The 15,054-nt window shown below is 36.9% G+C and carries 22 protein-coding genes; 12 read left to right on the top strand and 10 right to left on the bottom strand.

Translation table 11 applies throughout. The features are described from left to right. Window positions 1–220: hypothetical protein (locus AC3A54_RS11055; RefSeq protein ID WP_487654510.1), on the top strand; the 220-nt coding region annotated here is incomplete at its 5' end. 235 nt (window positions 221–455) lie between these two features. On the opposite strand, the gene AC3A54_RS11050 is transcribed toward AC3A54_RS11055, so the two are convergent. Beyond that, the gene (locus AC3A54_RS11050) at window positions 456–1,367 is read right to left on the bottom strand and encodes a DMT family transporter (RefSeq protein WP_487654509.1); all 912 of its coding nucleotides are present in this window, start codon (window positions 1,365–1,367) and stop codon (window positions 456–458) included. 303 nt (window positions 1,368–1,670) lie between these two features. On the opposite strand from AC3A54_RS11050, the gene AC3A54_RS11045 reads away from it, so the two are divergent. Together AC3A54_RS11045 and AC3A54_RS11040 are read left to right on the top strand one after the other, a co-directional pair. Further along, the gene (locus tag AC3A54_RS11045) at window positions 1,671–2,660 is read left to right on the top strand and encodes a quinone oxidoreductase family protein (protein WP_487654508.1); all 990 of its coding nucleotides are present in this window, start codon (window positions 1,671–1,673) and stop codon (window positions 2,658–2,660) included. 123 nt (window positions 2,661–2,783) lie between these two features. Continuing rightward, window positions 2,784–3,914, top strand: coding sequence for an acyltransferase family protein (locus tag AC3A54_RS11040; protein ID WP_487654507.1), 1,131 nt, complete (start codon window positions 2,784–2,786; stop codon window positions 3,912–3,914). 157 nt (window positions 3,915–4,071) lie between these two features. Here AC3A54_RS11040 and AC3A54_RS11035 read toward each other — a convergent pair whose 3' ends face one another. After that, complete coding sequence (locus AC3A54_RS11035; protein WP_487654506.1) at window positions 4,072–4,962, bottom strand: alpha/beta hydrolase; 891 nt, start codon at window positions 4,960–4,962, stop codon at window positions 4,072–4,074. A 363-nt stretch (window positions 4,963–5,325) separates the two neighbouring features. Next, window positions 5,326–5,730 (bottom strand): hypothetical protein, encoded by a 405-nt coding sequence (locus AC3A54_RS11030; RefSeq protein ID WP_487654505.1) that lies wholly within the window; start codon window positions 5,728–5,730, stop codon window positions 5,326–5,328. Between the two features lie 203 nt (window positions 5,731–5,933). Between AC3A54_RS11030 and AC3A54_RS11025 the strand changes: the two genes are divergently transcribed. The 9 genes from AC3A54_RS11025 (at window position 5,934) to AC3A54_RS10985 (ending at window position 11,396) form a co-directional block, all read left to right on the top strand. Beyond that, complete coding sequence (locus AC3A54_RS11025; RefSeq protein WP_308079294.1) at window positions 5,934–6,335, top strand: SET domain-containing protein; 402 nt, start codon at window positions 5,934–5,936, stop codon at window positions 6,333–6,335. 284 nt (window positions 6,336–6,619) lie between these two features. Beyond that, window positions 6,620–7,135 (top strand): YcxB family protein, encoded by a 516-nt coding sequence (locus AC3A54_RS11020; protein ID WP_487654504.1) that lies wholly within the window; start codon window positions 6,620–6,622, stop codon window positions 7,133–7,135. A 24-nt stretch (window positions 7,136–7,159) separates the two neighbouring features. Further along, entirely contained in the window at window positions 7,160–7,984 is an 825-nt protein-coding gene (locus AC3A54_RS11015) for an alpha/beta fold hydrolase (RefSeq protein ID WP_487654503.1), read from the top strand. 127 nt (window positions 7,985–8,111) lie between these two features. Next, window positions 8,112–8,417 carry a replicative helicase loader/inhibitor gene (locus AC3A54_RS11010; RefSeq protein WP_487654502.1) on the top strand — a complete coding sequence of 102 codons (306 nt, stop codon included), beginning with the start codon at window positions 8,112–8,114 and terminating at the stop codon, window positions 8,415–8,417. Window positions 8,418–8,521: 104 nt separating this feature from the next. Continuing rightward, entirely contained in the window at window positions 8,522–8,944 is a 423-nt protein-coding gene (locus AC3A54_RS11005) for a hypothetical protein (protein ID WP_487654501.1), read from the top strand. A 403-nt stretch (window positions 8,945–9,347) separates the two neighbouring features. Continuing rightward, complete coding sequence (locus AC3A54_RS11000) at window positions 9,348–9,785, top strand: N-acetyltransferase family protein (RefSeq protein ID WP_487654500.1); 438 nt, start codon at window positions 9,348–9,350, stop codon at window positions 9,783–9,785. A 43-nt stretch (window positions 9,786–9,828) separates the two neighbouring features. Further along, complete coding sequence (locus tag AC3A54_RS10995) at window positions 9,829–10,311, top strand: hypothetical protein (protein ID WP_487654499.1); 483 nt, start codon at window positions 9,829–9,831, stop codon at window positions 10,309–10,311. Between the two features lie 148 nt (window positions 10,312–10,459). Next, the gene (locus AC3A54_RS10990; RefSeq protein WP_335549249.1) at window positions 10,460–10,705 is read left to right on the top strand and encodes a hypothetical protein; all 246 of its coding nucleotides are present in this window, start codon (window positions 10,460–10,462) and stop codon (window positions 10,703–10,705) included. A gap of 85 nt (window positions 10,706–10,790) precedes the next feature. Further along, window positions 10,791–11,396 carry a hypothetical protein gene (locus AC3A54_RS10985; RefSeq protein ID WP_487654498.1) on the top strand — a complete coding sequence of 202 codons (606 nt, stop codon included), beginning with the start codon at window positions 10,791–10,793 and terminating at the stop codon, window positions 11,394–11,396. Between the two features lie 51 nt (window positions 11,397–11,447). Here AC3A54_RS10985 and AC3A54_RS10980 read toward each other — a convergent pair whose 3' ends face one another. The 7 genes from AC3A54_RS10980 to treR form a co-directional block, all read right to left on the bottom strand. Continuing rightward, window positions 11,448–12,071 carry an RraA family protein gene (locus tag AC3A54_RS10980; RefSeq protein ID WP_335549251.1) on the bottom strand — a complete coding sequence of 208 codons (624 nt, stop codon included), beginning with the start codon at window positions 12,069–12,071 and terminating at the stop codon, window positions 11,448–11,450. A gap of 88 nt (window positions 12,072–12,159) precedes the next feature. Beyond that, window positions 12,160–12,330, bottom strand: coding sequence for a Spo0E family sporulation regulatory protein-aspartic acid phosphatase (locus AC3A54_RS10975; RefSeq protein WP_487654497.1), 171 nt, complete (start codon window positions 12,328–12,330; stop codon window positions 12,160–12,162). A gap of 197 nt (window positions 12,331–12,527) precedes the next feature. Continuing rightward, window positions 12,528–12,761: a hypothetical protein gene (locus AC3A54_RS10970; RefSeq protein WP_308079282.1), complete on the bottom strand. Its 234-nt coding sequence runs from the start codon at window positions 12,759–12,761 to the stop codon at window positions 12,528–12,530. Window positions 12,762–12,790: 29 nt separating this feature from the next. Continuing rightward, window positions 12,791–13,009: a hypothetical protein gene (locus AC3A54_RS10965; RefSeq protein ID WP_487654526.1), complete on the bottom strand. Its 219-nt coding sequence runs from the start codon at window positions 13,007–13,009 to the stop codon at window positions 12,791–12,793. Between the two features lie 69 nt (window positions 13,010–13,078). Next, on the bottom strand, window positions 13,079–13,309 hold the full coding sequence (locus tag AC3A54_RS10960; protein ID WP_487654496.1) for a hypothetical protein: 231 nt from the start codon (window positions 13,307–13,309) through the stop codon (window positions 13,079–13,081). Window positions 13,310–13,537: 228 nt separating this feature from the next. Then, on the bottom strand, window positions 13,538–14,215 hold the full coding sequence (locus tag AC3A54_RS10955) for an SOS response-associated peptidase (protein WP_487654495.1): 678 nt from the start codon (window positions 14,213–14,215) through the stop codon (window positions 13,538–13,540). Window positions 14,216–14,338: 123 nt separating this feature from the next. Continuing rightward, window positions 14,339–15,052, bottom strand: coding sequence for a trehalose operon repressor (gene treR, locus AC3A54_RS10950; protein ID WP_335531156.1), 714 nt, complete (start codon window positions 15,050–15,052; stop codon window positions 14,339–14,341). Window positions 15,053–15,054: the final 2 nt, after the last annotated feature.

The raw sequence follows: 15,054 nt of genomic DNA, 5'->3' as shown, positions 1-15,054 counted from the left end.
TGGACAGAGTAAGCGAAAAAGGCCGAAACATTGTCAGAAGGCAAAGGAACTTTGGACAGAGTTGGTGGAAAAGACAGAAACATTGTCAGAAGGCAAAGGAACTTTGGACAGAGTTGGTGGGGAAAACAAAAACATTGTCAGAAGACAAAGGAACTTTGGACAGAGTAAGCGAAAAAGGCCGAAACATTGTCAGAAGGCAAAGGAACTTTGGACAGAGTAAGCGGAAAAGACAGCAACATTGTCAGAAGACAAAGGAACTTTGGACAGAGTCTGCGAAAAATACAGAAACATTGTCAGAAGGCAAGAGAACTTCGGACAGAGTAGGCAGAAAAAACAGTAACATTGTCCAGAGTAAATGAATTAATAGTAATCAATTCCAAAGATGTGAGTCTTCACTGGAAAACATAAGTAGGAAAAACAACAATCTTTGCAAAAACTGCTAAATAAAAAGATAATTATTTTTTTACAGCAGACAGGATAAATATCGTAGCGATAATTAATAATGAACCAATCCATTCTGCTGCTCCAAAGGAAACATGGAGCCAAGCAACTGCTAAAAAGGCGGCTGATAACGGTTCGACACAGGCTAAAAGACTAGCCTCAGATGCGTTTATGTATTTCATACTTTCCATGTAGCAGAAGAAGGCAATTAACGTGCCAAAAATAACTACAAAAATAACGGCTAAAAAAGAAGTCAGGCTCCAGTTTCCTTTAAACACCCATGGTGGATGAATAAAGCTAAAGCTAATTCCTCCGACTGTCATGCCCCATCCAACCGTAATTAATGAACCCCATCTTGATAATAAATCTCTCGGATAAAGTGTATAGAAAGCAAGTGAAAAAGCAGACAAGATTCCCCAAAATAAAGCCGGAACCGTAATGGAAAGTGAATGGATATTTCCTTGAGTAACTAGAAGAAATGTTCCCAACAGAGCAAAAATTATCGCAATCCCCTCATGTTTAGCAGGTAGCTTTTTCCCCAGGATGCTTAAATATCCAGCAATAATTACAGGTGCAAGGTATTGCAAGACAGTGGCAGTTGCTGCATTTGCATGTTCTATAGCTGCAAAATAGGTAAATTGAACACCAAACATCCCGAAGATGCCAAAAACAATAAGCATAACAACATCTTGTTTGTTTTTCCAAATTGCCCAAATATTTTGCTTTCCAACCGTTTGAGAATACCAGAGTAACCCCACTCCTGAAAAAATCAATCGAGTTACGACAAGCCAACTGGTATTGAAGCCTTGTTGATGAAATAAGTATTGTGCAACCGTCCCGGAGATGCCCCAAAGGGTAGCTGCAATTATAACTAATATCATCCCTTTTGCCCTTGGATACGCCAAGATGACACCGCGCGAATTCATTTTATCCCTCCGAATGATACAAACTAATTATATATAAATATAGCAAAGTTTACGGTAGTTATGTAAGTTATTTGCTAATAGATAGGTATAATATGCGATGGTACAATTTTTACTGATAGAGCATAAGAAGGCTGGCACTATCATATCATTATCAGATTGCTAGCAAATTGATAACTCTTGCTAACCGATGTCCATTAAAGATATGTATAAGAAATTATTATGAAAATTGATAAGAGATTCATTCTATACGTTATGAAATTTTTACCATAAAATAGAACTATCAGTCAACAAGGGGGGATACCATTGAAAGCAATTATCGTTCCTGAATTTGGGGCACCAGAGGTTATGCAATATGTAGAGGTTGAGACACCAAAAATAAATCCTAGTCAGGTGTTAATTAGAGTAGAGAAAACGAGTGTGAATTATGCAGATGTGAAAGCGAGATATGGTCATAAAGGAAAAGGGAACTTCCCTTTTATTCCTGGACTTGATACGTCGGGGGTAATTGTGGAAGTTGGGGCAGAGGTAAAGCATTTACAACATGGACAAAGAGTCATAGCATTTCCAGCTAATGGATCTTACGCAGAATTTGTAGTCGCGGAAGGTATTCTTACATATGAAATTCCCGATTCAATGGATTTTACCACTGCCGCTGCCTGTCCTACTGTTTCTTTCCTTTCTTATAAACTATTAGCAGATATTGCACGGATCGAATCGGGGGAAACCATCCTCATTCATTCCGCTGCAGGTGGAGTGGGAACTACGGCTATTAAGATGGCAAAACTGTTAGGTGCAAGTAAAATTATCGGAACGGTCGGTGACGAAAATAAAGTGTCTATTGCACTAAAGGCTGGTGCAGATCATGTTATTTGCTATAAAAATAATGATTTTTCAAGTAGAGTAAATGAATTAACAGATAATCAAGGGGTCGATATTGTCCTCGATTCTATTGCTGGTGAGATATCTGGGCAAAGTCTAACCTGTCTTGCACCATATGGAAGGTTGGTTCAATTTGGAAATTCAAGTGGGGCAGTTGGAAGCTTTAAAACCAGTGATCTACACTCTAGCTGTCGGTCGGTGCTAGGTTTTAGCTTAGGGACAACAAGAAAAAGAAGACCTGAGACCTTACAGTCCACAGCCAAGGAAGTGCTCACATTATTTAGTGAAGGAAAATTAAATATGGAGGTTGGTCATCACTATCCCTTGGAGGCTGCTATTACTGCTCACAAGCTAATTGAAAGTAGACTAAGTACTGGAAAAATCATATTAGATGTAAGAGATTCTCTATCCTAAAAATTATATTTATTTATGGATATTATTGTAAAAATAACTTACCCATAATTTAGGTAAATGGTATATGATGAATACTATAGTTAGATATACCATTTAATATTTTAGGGGGAATTTTTTAAAGATATGAAAAGACAGTACGATCTCGATTGGATCCGTGTCCTCGCAACATTAGCCGTTTTCATTTATCACTGTTTCATGTTTTTTAATCCCTGGCCTTGGCATGTAAAAAATAATGAGACCGACCCGACCTATATTACAGCGGTCTCCTTGTTTATGAGTTCCTGGTTGATGCCGATTTTTTTCACTGTATCGGGGATGTGCTCCTATTATGCCCTCCAGAAAAGGTCTGGGAACGAATATGTGAAGGAACGGCTTGCTAGGTTAGGGATTCCGCTTTTGTTCGGTGTTATGATTCTAACGCCTCCACAGGTATATATGGAACGTGTTAGTCATGATCAATTTTCCGGATCCTTTTTTTCATGGTTCCCGCAGTATTTTAATGGTGTTTATTTAGATATTGGTGGTGCGGGGAATTTTGCTTTTGTAGGTTTACATTTATGGTATTTGTTCATTCTTATGCTATTTAGCATTATTACACTTCCACTTTTTCTAAAAAAGAACCCAACTATTACGAAAGAATTGAAATCATACCAGTTATATCTGATGACAATTCCTTTAATGATTATATCCACTTTCGTGGATGTTGTTCGTCTAGGAGGTTGGGACATTACTTTCTACTTGGTCTTATTTTTATTTGGTTATTATATTCTAACCAAAGAATCTTTCAAAAAGGTGATTCAAAAACTGCTTCCTATTAATCTAGTTATTTCAGTTTGTACAACTATCTTTTTTGTATATGGATTCATTTCAGGTATGACTTCAACTGGTTTTATAGCAGCAATGGTGTTTGCCTCCATTAAGGCAATGAATTGTTGGACTTGGATTCTTGTCATTTTTGCTGTTGCGGAAAGGCATTTATCTTTTTCTAATAAGTGGTTATCATACAGTTCACAAGCATCTATGCCGTTCTATGTTCTCCATCAGCCTGTTATTGTTACGTTAGGATTTTTTATCGCTAATGAGGCATGGTCCATTCCTGTAAAACTCATCTTTTTAATGGTTGTTGCTTTTTTTATCATCATGCTCCTTTATCAATTTATCATTTTCAAGGTATCTATTTTACGGATTCTGTTTGGTATCAAAGGGGTTAAGAAACCAAAGTCTAGCCCAGATGTTAAAATAGTTGGTTCATAAAATGTGTAAAAAGCATTAAACATCCTAAAAGAATAATTTTAAACAAAAAAATGACTATCAAATTTGTTTAAATTTGATAGTCATTTTTGGTTTTATTTTATATGTTTGCGAGAGTTTGTTAACCTGTAAGAAGTCGAAGCTCACTTTAGATAGAGATTTATTCGAAATGTTTGGTGACGAACTCTCCAATTTCATCAATTGCCTGTTGTCCCTCAGGGATGGCGAACGTTTGAAAAACATGCCACATATCATCCCAAACCTTAAAGCTAACTTCTACTCCAGCTGATCGAGCGCGGTCCACTAGGCGGGCAGCATCACTTAACAAGATTTCATCATTTCCAACGTGGACTAACAGAGAAGGAAGCCCTGTTAAATCAGCATATATTGGTGAAACAAGCGGATGACGCGGATCTAGATCGCGAATATACAACGCTGGGGTTAAACGAGTGGCATCTGGTGATAACCATGGGTCCACTTCTGCACGTGTTACCATGGATTCCCCGGTGCCTTCCATGTCTGTCCAAGGGGATAATAGCACAGCTAAAGCAGGTAGTGGGTCTCCCGCATCCTTAAGAGATAAAAGTGTGGCTAATGTTAGTCCACCACCTGCTGAATCACCACCAATGACGATATTTTTTGAAGATATACCTGAGTTGAGAAGCCATCGGTAGACACTGACGGCATCTTCAATTGCAGCTGGAAAAGGATGTTCAGGAGCGAGTCTGTATTCTGGTACCAGTACTCGTGCGGAAGTGGAACGAGACAGCTTTGATGCTAAGTATCGGTGTGTATTACAGCTACCCATTATGTAGGCACCACCATGAAGGTAAAGGAAAACACGGTCTTCTACTGCATTTGGTGCGGTTACCCATTCAGCTGCTATTCCTTCAATTTCTACTTTTTCTACGGTAATATCTTGTGCTACCGGAGTTAAAGCGGATAAAGCTTCTAATCCTTGTCTAGCTGTTTCAATATTTGCTTCAGGTGATTGGTTTGCCTTTGACATCTGTAAATACTGCCTTACTAAGAGACTTTCTTGACTGGCCATCAAAATTTCCCCTTTCAATTTGAGAGTAGTGCTTACACATATGTAATTCTCCCTCATTTACCGATTTCCTCCATAATTTAACAACTATCGTTATGAATGTAGGTTCTATGTGACCGAAAACATTGGGAAAAACTGAAATCGATAACGTAGGAAGCCTCTACGTGACCGAAACCGATGGAAAAAACTGAAACCGGTAACGTAGGAAGGTTCTACGTGACTGGAACTATTCAAAAAAATGAAACCAGTAACGTAGGGATACCTACATAACTATTTAAAAACAAAAACGGTCACGTAGTAGAACTACTTGACCGTTTTAAACAAGAACCCCATATAGATTCTATGTGTACCATTTTACTCAAGTTCTCACCTTGGGATCAATGGTTTTACCGAGATAGCAGGGGAGAAGGAGGTAACTATGCAGCCCTCTAATTGCTCTGGACTTAACAACCCTAAATTAAAGGCTGATTTTATTTTACTATCATCTGGTTTCTTAACCACTTGGATGAGATCATGCAACTGTAATTCTTCTAGTCTTCTAACGGTGTCCACTTCATGATATTTTTCAGTTTTACGAATCTGTCTTTGAAGTTTGAATCCACTTATTGTAATTTCCCCTTTATGGTTGCACCCTACCAGATTATTAAAATATGCTTGGAAAGCATCCTTCAGTGTATTCATTTCCATATCAATTTCTTTTTTCTTTTTATTAAGCTCGTAATACTTGTTTAACATCTCACCTGTAATTAAGGAATCATTGTTATTTAACAATCTCCTCGCCTCCTTACGAACGTATATTCTATATTATGATTATCCTGCCAAAAAAAGTACTACCGAAAAAAATTCTCAAAGGAGGGAGGAGGATATTGTTCTTAAAACAGAAATAAGAAAAAATATTTGCATTCTTGTCGAATTACTGGCAATCTTATGTAAGTAGTATTAAAATCTTCTCGGAAAGACAAATAGGTGATTAAATGATTGAAGTAAAGACATCGAAACTTAGTGATGGAGAATTAAATAGAGGGGTATTTGCGACACAGGATATAGCAAAAGGTGAATTGTTTCATGAGGCACCGGTTATTCCTTATCCGAACAGAGAGCATGTTCATATCGAAAAAACATTGCTAGCTGATTATGCTTTTGAGTATGGACAGAACCATACAGCCCTTTTGTTAGGATATGGTATGCTGTTTAATCATTCTTATCAGCCTAATGCCATTTATGAAATTAACTTTCCCAATCACACGTTTGACTTTTATGCATATCGGGATATAAAAGCAGGAGAAGAAATTCTTATCAATTATAATGGCGATGTGGATGATGATGAGCCGCTTTGGTTTAATAAAGAGGAAAAAACAGATAGTCAAGATGAGTAATGAAAGAGGATAGAAAGTGTGCGATTATATTCGCCCTTTCTATCCTTTTGTTTTTGTCTATGTTAAATTTACCAGTTGATTTCCGCTTCAGGCGCGAGCGGTTCGTGGGCGTTTCGGCGAGTCTCCTCGGCGCTTACGCCTGCGGGGTCTCCCCTGAACTGTACACTCATAAAAAAATTATTTGCTTAATAAATCACGCCTATATAGATGTTACAACAATTTGTTTATAGTTCAGCTGGAATAAGATAAAATTTAGATGTAATTTATTGAATAAGGAGACTTTTATGGAGATTACTTACAATTTAACAGAAGAGGATTTCTTGCACTTTAATATGTTCCATCTAAAACATTCTAAATCCGCCATTCAATCATTAAATGTACAACGATTTTTAACGCCAGTATTTTTTATTCTTATGGCTTTTCTTTTATCTGAATTTGGAAACATACCATTTCTTGAGCTATTTATAGTTTTTTCGATCACGAGTATCTTGTGGATTATCTTTTACCCATGGTACTTCTATAACACGGTCACAAGAAGAATGAAGAAAATGTTCAAAGAAGGTAAGAATGTAGGTTTACTCGGTGAACATGTACTGACATTGAATGAAGAAGGTTTGGTGGAATCATCTGCAAATGGTCAAATAAAAGTGAACTGGTCTGGCATCACTGATTTTAAAAAGGACGAGCAGTACTTTTATTTATATAACAGTTCTGTCAGTGCTTATATTATTCCAAAAAGAGATTTAAATAACAGTGAGAAAGTTGAGAATTTTCTTAAGGGGAAGGTTTCAACTATATAAGATAGGGAGGGGCAGGGAAGTAGTATGAAATGCATGGTTACAAAGGGATGTATTAATTATGAAATTTCAGGTAGTGGTTTTCCGATTCTAATTTTGCATTCGATGGGGACTGACTACCGGTCGATGAAGGCTTGGTTAGAGCCTGTTTTTAATGATATTGAAGGGTTTCAAAGGATATATATCGATATCCCTGCACACGGTAAAAGTTTGATTGATGATCATTTTGCATCTTCTGACGACATGCTTGTGAATATCTTAGATTTTATTGATCGGATTATTCCAAATCAAGAATTTTCTCTAATAGGTTTTTCGTATGGTGGGTATTTAGCGCAAGGAATCTTACACCAGAGGAGAAGCCTAGTGAAAAGCATTTGTTTATTGGCTACAGCACTCCATCTAAAAGAAAAAAGAATCCTCCCTGAAAAAGTAATCCAGGATCAAGATACTGATGCATTAATTGAATTGGATTCAGATATAAGAATAGCGTTTGAAACATTAATGAATATCCAAAATAAAGAAAACCTTGAAATTTTTTTACGAGAAATTCAACCTGGTCGCTTATTAGCTAATCGGAATTTTTTACTGTCAAATTGGCGAGAAAAAGGCTATTACTTTTCGGAAGAACCATTACAGGACGCTGATATGGTTTCACTTCCCGTTCTCCTTATCTTAGGAAAACAAGATTCAATCTGTGGGTACAAAGATCACTTTAATCTTTTTGAAAAATTTTCTCATGCTACGTTTGCTGTATTAGATCAAGCGGGTCATATGTTACATATCGAAAAACGTGAAATTGTTCAGGGTTTAATTAAAGATTGGTTAACTAGGTCGAATTCTATCAGTAAATAATTGATTAAAGCTAGAGAAAAGGTCAATCGGAAGAAAAATTCCGGTTGATCTTGTTTTTGTAAGGTAATTAAGTCAAAACTAATAAAACAAACCATTTTGTCGGTATGATAATGAAGGAGCTTAAACATTGACAAGGGCAGAGATTTTAAATTTATTAGTATTGATTGAGTCGGTCTACACTAACTTTGTGACAAAGGATGAAATGGTCCTTTTTTGGTTTAAGATAGGTCCGTATTTGGACTGTGAAAAAGTATTGGCAAAAGTTCGAAGCCACATTAGAAAAAGCCCGTATCCTCCTAGCGTTGAGGATCTGATTGATTTTTCAGGAGAGATGTTAATGCCTTCATTTTCTTATGCTGCAGGAGAAAGGGCATTTAGAGGTAACATGAAAGATTCTTTTTCAGCGTGGATGTGTGAGTACTCCATTAGATAGGTTTTAGGGTTGACCTTGTTTAAGAAAAACAGGGTACCCGCCCATGCCTTTTTGAAAATTTAACATAGTCTAGACTGTAACCTACACAAAGGAGAGTTGCTCTAATGAATGATCTTACGCAATTTACAGGTGAAATGAGAACAATGGGTGGTTTCCCAGGCATGGGTGGAGCAGGAACAATGGGTGGTTTCCCAGGCATGGGTGGAACAGGAACAATGGGTGGATTTCCAGGCATGGGTGGAGCAGGAACAATGGGTGGATTCCCAGGCATGGGTGGAACAGGAGCAATGGGAGGATTTCCAGGCATGGGTGGCATGAGTATGGGAGGATTCCCAGGCATGGGCATGGGAGGATTTCCTGGTATGGGCGGCATGGGCATGGGAGGATTTCCAGGCCATGGTTGGCATGGCGGTTGGGGAGGACACCACGGTCAGCCATGGCATGGCGGCTGGGGAGGTCACCACGGCCATCCATGGTATGGGGGTTGGGGAGGTCACTTCGGGCATGGAGGATTTAGCGGCTTTTGAAGTTCTCCAGTTAATGATTGATATGGAGGCTTGTGACGAACCACCATTCATCAATGAATGATGTTTTTTTAGGCTATAAATAAAATATAAATGCTTATCTTAAATTGTTTAGAAATATAGAATTAGGTATGCCCTCAAACAAAAATGAAAAAGCCTTGTTCAATCAGGGCTTTTTCTTATGAATTACATAGAAAAGGAATTATAGGAATGCATACACCTCACAATATTATTCTTGATATTGCCAGTTCTGTACATAATAGATGCTACAATATTCTTCATCTATACTAAATAATCCTTCTTTAATTAACCGAAAAACAATGATAATTACTTATTAGTAGACTAGCAATTTCTGATAATTACAATTAATATAGAACTATTCTGGTAAATAAAGGGGGAAATAGAAATGTTAATTCAAAAGGCTACAATAGATGAAATTGAATTCGTAACCGAACTATTTGATTTGTATAGAGTGTTTTACGAACAAGTTTCAGATCTTAACGCAGCTAAAGAGTTTTTGAAAGAAAGAATGGTTAATGAGGAGTCGGTTATCTTTGTCGCTCTCGAAGAAAATACAGCACTTGGGTTTGTTCAGCTTTATCCATCGTATTCATCTGTCAGCATGAAACGCTCTTGGGTACTAAATGATTTGTATGTAAAAGAGCAGGCGCGTGGCAAAGGTGTAGGTGAGAATCTAATCAACACGGCGCTTCATTTCGCAAAAGAATCTGGGGCAAAAGGAGTATTACTCGAAACAGGCAAGGAAAACATTAACGCTCAAAGACTCTATGAAAAAATAGGTTTTGTGAAGGAAACGAATTATTTTTATTATTATACGGTTTAAGATCTGCATAAAATAGAATAGTAAAGTATGTGGGGAGGCTAATATGAACCAGAGAAAGAAACTTATGGTTATTTGTTTTATTTTTATGGTTTTAAGTCTCATTGGTTTTGCATTAATCGCTGGGAGTACGATGAATCCCTCACAATATTCCGGAAATGGTAATTTTGCCATTCTATTTACCATGCCAACCGTACCAATTTACCTTATATTTCTTTATTATCTAAGCAGATGGGTCTATAAAGCGATAAACGGAGTAAGTGTGAAAAATCGGCTTACGTTTCTTGTGTGTATAGCAGTTGTATTTGTTGTACTCATCTTCTTGGAAGTTAGATATATTCAGAATTTGGTTATCTTACTTGGAGGAGGGCCAGAGAGCCCAGAATCGAGAATCTACCGTTTTGGCTGGTATAATCAATATACCAATACGTTTTATTTTAATTGGATCACTTTTTGCTTGGGTATGATTATAAGTGTGATGATCTCAATCGGTTATAGTCTAATAAAAAAGAGTTCACGCAATAACTAGAGGAAGCAGAAAAATGACTGCTTCCTTTTTTTTAGTAACCCTATGATTTTATCACTGTTCATATTCGTTAATTATTCAAATTTCCTACACTTTTAGTATCCATAAATCTGTTAAATTGAAAATATAGTATATATGAGGTGATGTTACAATGAAAAATTTAGCGTCAACGGATGAGGTTCAGTGTGGGAAAGTTTATATGGTTGAAATGCAGGATGGAGAAATTAGTTCTTTTCGGGTATTAAGCGAGACACCAACCCATTATATTTTTTCTTATTCTACTAACGAAAATGTAGAAGTATTTGAAAAGGCAAAAATTGATGTAATTGGTATATTTGAGGTTCGTGAGTGGTGGGATACAAAGGGAAAAAAAGAAGATCCTTTAGTAAACAGGTAATCTTCTAAAAGAGACTAATTATTTTCTAATATGTTAAAATAATACATATATAGAAAATAATTTTTTTCAACAAGGGGAGAGGTTTGTGCTTTTTCATTACCATTTTTGGACACCACACCTAGAGGATATGGAGACCTTTTATCATGATCAGGGGTTTCGGGTAAATCAAAGGGTAGGGAAATATAAAGGAGCTTTTCAAACCTTTAATCCTCCATTATCCTGGGATGAGTTAAGGGATCAAGGGATCATATTTCGTATCATCGAAATGAAGAAAGGGAATGTAAATATAAGTTTTGGTTTTGGAAAACGTGTGATGTTTGATCATATCGGGTTCCTCGTGACAGAAGAAGAGAAAAGCAAAATATGTGAAAATGCTAACCTTTTGAATTGGAAAGTGGAATTAGGAGAAAGAAGAACCTTCATAACCACACCGTATCAATTTTTGATTGAACTACAAACACATTTGGATGCAGTAGATGGAGATGGAAAGAAAGCAGAAATTGATAAAATGGTCATCTCTACGCCCATTGAGGGATTGGAGGAGGACTTGGAGATGCTTTTTGGAAAAAAAGTACTTGAAATACAAAATATAATAGAAGAACGTGTGATGTTGAAAGAAGTAAAGCTATCTCATGTTAATAAAAATGAACTTATTGACCCAAATGGAGTACAAATTAATCTTGGTTCATGAGCAGAATCCTATATAAAAATCCCCCCTTATTTTATATAGGGGGGACTCCTATTATTTTACTTTACCAAGCAATTCAGCTAAATGTTTCCGAATTGCTTCCGGATTTCTGGAAATTTGTTCTTCTCTTTGTTGATCTTTTCTCCATTTCTCGAGTGATTTCACTAATACCTCTTGCTCCGTGGCTTGTGGAATAACTACGACACCATCTGCATCCCCAACAATTAAATCCCCAGGAAGGATAGCAGCACCTCCGCAGGAAATGGGAATATTCACTTCGCCAAATCCGGCTTTGCCACTTGCAGCAACAGTCGTTCCCTTACAAAAGACAGGAAAATTCAATTCTTTTATTCCGACTATGTCACGAATGACTCCGTCAACAACAAATCCACCAATACCAAGAGTTTGAGCCATTCCAACAACAAAGTCTCCAGCAATGGCTCGATATTGTTCGCCTTTTGCATCAATGACTAGTACATCACCTTGTTTTGCTTCGTTGATCGCTTTTAGGACTGCAAGATTATCCCCGACAGGAATTTTGACAGTAAATGCTCTCCCTACAAGCTTGTATTCTTCCTTTAAAGGTTTGATGGAAGGATGCAGGTTATTTAATCCGTCCATCGCATCGGAAATACATGTAGTGGGAATATTGCGAAATTTAGTTGCAATCTGATCCATTTTCCTTCTCCTTTCTCCAATTCATCTATAATAAATTATAGCTTAAAACAGAAAAAGGAGGACTTTTAATATGAAGTCCTCCTGATCATTATTGATTTTTTAAGGAATGGTATTGGGAAATATGGCTATCTAATATTTGGCTGATTTGAACGGTTCTTTCATTTGTAAGACCATTATTTAGCCCGCAATGAATCATTTCTTTACGAAGAACCTCGATGGCAGCTTTTAATTCACTAAAAGTCAGTTCCTTCACTAGCATAATACCCACATCCAAATTTAGTAGTTTAATACATGTATTTACATTTATAACAATAAATATGGAAAGTAACTTTAGTTCAATTATATGGTAAATAGATGTGGTATAGCAGTGAAACATCTCACATTTCGTGAACATTCTAGTACATTTTTCATATGAAGGTAGTATTATCTACACTGAAGAGATAGTTGAATCAATTTTTAAATAATACTATTTTTGGCAGCATTGCTATCGTTTAAGTCTGAGTCTTGGATGTATGAGATAGGGATGATCATCGGGACAAAATCTCCATTCTGTTCTCCATATCCTTGATTTCGTTTGTAGGAGATGAAATGGTCTATGAACTGTGTTGGGCCCGTGTTAAGCAGGGAACCATGGTCCAATACGTTAACTTTTAACCCTCCAACATTCACTATCATCGGTGCAAAAATCATTTCGTTCACCCCTTCGAGTGCTGTAGCCTTTAAATAATGCTGTTCTTAACTGAATTACTATCTGAAACATCAGGGTCTACTACCCAAGAAATTGGAATATTTACAGGAGAGAGGTCTCCATTTTGTTCTCCAACGCCCTGGTTTCGTTTATAAGATTGAAACTGATCGATAAGTTGGTAGGGTCCTAGGTTTACAAAGGAACCATTATCTACAGTATTGACCTTAAAGCCTAAAAAGGTAATCGCCATTGGTGCAATGTTCAATGAAATCACTCCTATGCATAATTTCTGTTATATCCATGTTTGTAGATGCACAAGTTATTTATCATTTTTTACAGAAGGCGAGTCACTACAATCATCATCTAAAATCATGTGAATGGGTATGGCTGTTAAAGAGTAGTCTGCACTTTGCTGGCCAAAACCTTGATTTTTTTTTCCTGCAACATAGTTACCTATATGGAAGGTTGACCCTAATGAAATAGGACTTGTGTGATCAGCACTGTTTATCTTCAAATCACCAATGTTGATTTTTGTTGGGATAAAAAACATCCTTACCTCCTAAGGTTCGTTTTAGAAAAGAAGATGACATATTGTTTTTTAAATATATTCGTTGGAAGGGAGTATCAGAACGTGATAAAATTCCATAAAAAAAGAAAGTGGGGGTAAACCACTTTCAAATGAAGGAAAACTTTTATGGGTTAGTACAGCATATGTTCATGCTTGTACGTGCATGTAGTGAACATGTCCATTAGAAAAAAATTTTTTAAAAAAAGGGCGCTAACAAAGCTCTTGAATAAGCTCAATCGAATTATTTTTGGGCGAATTGACCAACGATGAAACCTCGTATGACTCCATTAAACTCTCATCCAGTGGAACAAGGAATTGATTTAAAAAATGTGGGTCTGTAATCGATGTGTCCAGCCAGATTTTCTCATCCTCCGGTTTCAATATAACGGGCATTCGATCATGAATATCCTTCATTAGTTCATTTGGTTTTGTAGTAATGACCGAACAGGTATGGATCGTTGGACCACCTGGCGACTTCCAGCCTTCCCAAATTCCTGCCATTGCAAATAATTCATTTGACTTTAGTCTGATTCGCATCGGTGTTTTTGTTTTATCTTCGTTCCTTTTCCATTCATAAAAGCTATCAGCAATTACTAAACAGCGCTTTTTCTTAAATGCATTTCGGAAGCTGGGCTTTTCATTTAAAGTCTCCGCGCGGGCGTTAATCATTTTATGGCCAATAGTTGCATCCTTTGCCCACGAGGGAATCAAGCCCCATTTTAAAAACCCCATTCTGTTAGACTTTCCATCATTAATCACTGCAAGCACACCCTGAGAAGGTGCAATATTATAACTGGGGGAAAAATATTCTTCATCGAGAAAAGATTGAATTTCATAACGGTCCATAATTTCTTCCAAGGTAGCAGTAAGTGTAAATCGCCCACACATTTTAGGTCACCTCAACGTTAATTTACGTTTATTGTAGCAAAACAATTAAAAAGGGTGAAATTTGTCCAATGATTGAAGAAAAAGGAGCCTCCATTATATTTGAAGGCTCCTAAATTACTTTTTTCAATGTGTTCTACGTGCAAAATCCACAAAGCGAAATTTATCAGGTCTATGTCTTGATTCTGTAAATTGGAAAAGGGTAGCATCATCTAAATAAACATAGTTTTTGATAACAACCACATTATGAAAGCCATCTAAGTCTAAAAGGGTCCGGTCTTCGATCGTAGGCTCCACTACGACAATTTCTTTTTTAGCAAAGCTTATTGTTAGCTCTAATTCGTTTTCAATATACTGATAGATCGAGTCGGCACAAATCTCTTCCGTTAAATGAGGGACAAACTTTTTATTTATGAAATCCTTATCTAAAATAATCTTTTCCCCATTCATTTCCCTTGTACGTACGACCTTCCAAACCTGTTCTTTACTTCCTAATTGCAGCTGCTGTCTAATGAATCCATCGGGTTTCATTAACGAAAGCTCATTCACTATCGTTTTTGGTTTGCTCCCCATTTTATTGGCAAGTTCTTTAAAGCTGACCAATCCTGAAACAGGAAAATCAAATTTGCTAATGTCTATGACAATTGAACCTTTACCTCTAACTTTTTGGATATATCCGTTTTGCGAGAGCAGGTTTAACGCTTTCCGAATGGTTTCCCTCGATGTATCGAATTGGTCCTTTAATTCGTTTTCTGAGGGAAGCAGCGTCTGAGGCGGGATTTCCCCACTTTTAATTTGCTCCACAATATTGTTATAGATAGTTAGGTATTTGTTTGTCATAG

It is taken from the genome of Neobacillus sp. Soil_C_43 (genome assembly GCF_057656715.1).
The sequence above is the reverse complement of the archived record's forward strand: the minus strand, read 5'-3'. Positions and strand labels throughout refer to the sequence as shown.

Coding starts and splice junctions, on each gene's coding strand:
- AC3A54_RS11020 (WP_487654504.1), top strand. CDS start 6,620: ATGGAGATTACTTACAATTTAACAGAAGAGGATTTCTTGCACTTTAAT.
- AC3A54_RS11025 (WP_308079294.1), top strand. CDS start 5,934: ATGATTGAAGTAAAGACATCGAAACTTAGTGATGGAGAATTAAATAGA.
- AC3A54_RS11040 (WP_487654507.1), top strand. CDS start 2,784: ATGAAAAGACAGTACGATCTCGATTGGATCCGTGTCCTCGCAACATTA.
- AC3A54_RS11035 (WP_487654506.1), bottom strand. CDS start 4,962: ATGGCCAGTCAAGAAAGTCTCTTAGTAAGGCAGTATTTACAGATGTCA.
- AC3A54_RS10990 (WP_335549249.1), top strand. CDS start 10,460: ATGAAAAATTTAGCGTCAACGGATGAGGTTCAGTGTGGGAAAGTTTAT.
- AC3A54_RS10965 (WP_487654526.1), bottom strand. CDS start 13,009: ATGGCGATTACCTTTTTAGGCTTTAAGGTCAATACTGTAGATAATGGT.
- AC3A54_RS10995 (WP_487654499.1), top strand. CDS start 9,829: ATGAACCAGAGAAAGAAACTTATGGTTATTTGTTTTATTTTTATGGTT.
- AC3A54_RS10970 (WP_308079282.1), bottom strand. CDS start 12,761: ATGATTTTTGCACCGATGATAGTGAATGTTGGAGGGTTAAAAGTTAAC.
- AC3A54_RS10975 (WP_487654497.1), bottom strand. CDS start 12,330: ATGCTAGTGAAGGAACTGACTTTTAGTGAATTAAAAGCTGCCATCGAG.
- AC3A54_RS11015 (WP_487654503.1), top strand. CDS start 7,160: ATGAAATGCATGGTTACAAAGGGATGTATTAATTATGAAATTTCAGGT.
- treR (WP_335531156.1), bottom strand. CDS start 15,052: ATGACAAACAAATACCTAACTATCTATAACAATATTGTGGAGCAAATT.
- AC3A54_RS10960 (WP_487654496.1), bottom strand. CDS start 13,309: ATGTTTTTTATCCCAACAAAAATCAACATTGGTGATTTGAAGATAAAC.
- AC3A54_RS10955 (WP_487654495.1), bottom strand. CDS start 14,215: ATGTGTGGGCGATTTACACTTACTGCTACCTTGGAAGAAATTATGGAC.
- AC3A54_RS11005 (WP_487654501.1), top strand. CDS start 8,522: ATGAATGATCTTACGCAATTTACAGGTGAAATGAGAACAATGGGTGGT.
- AC3A54_RS11050 (WP_487654509.1), bottom strand. CDS start 1,367: ATGAATTCGCGCGGTGTCATCTTGGCGTATCCAAGGGCAAAAGGGATG.
- AC3A54_RS11000 (WP_487654500.1), top strand. CDS start 9,348: ATGTTAATTCAAAAGGCTACAATAGATGAAATTGAATTCGTAACCGAA.
- AC3A54_RS10980 (WP_335549251.1), bottom strand. CDS start 12,071: ATGGATCAGATTGCAACTAAATTTCGCAATATTCCCACTACATGTATT.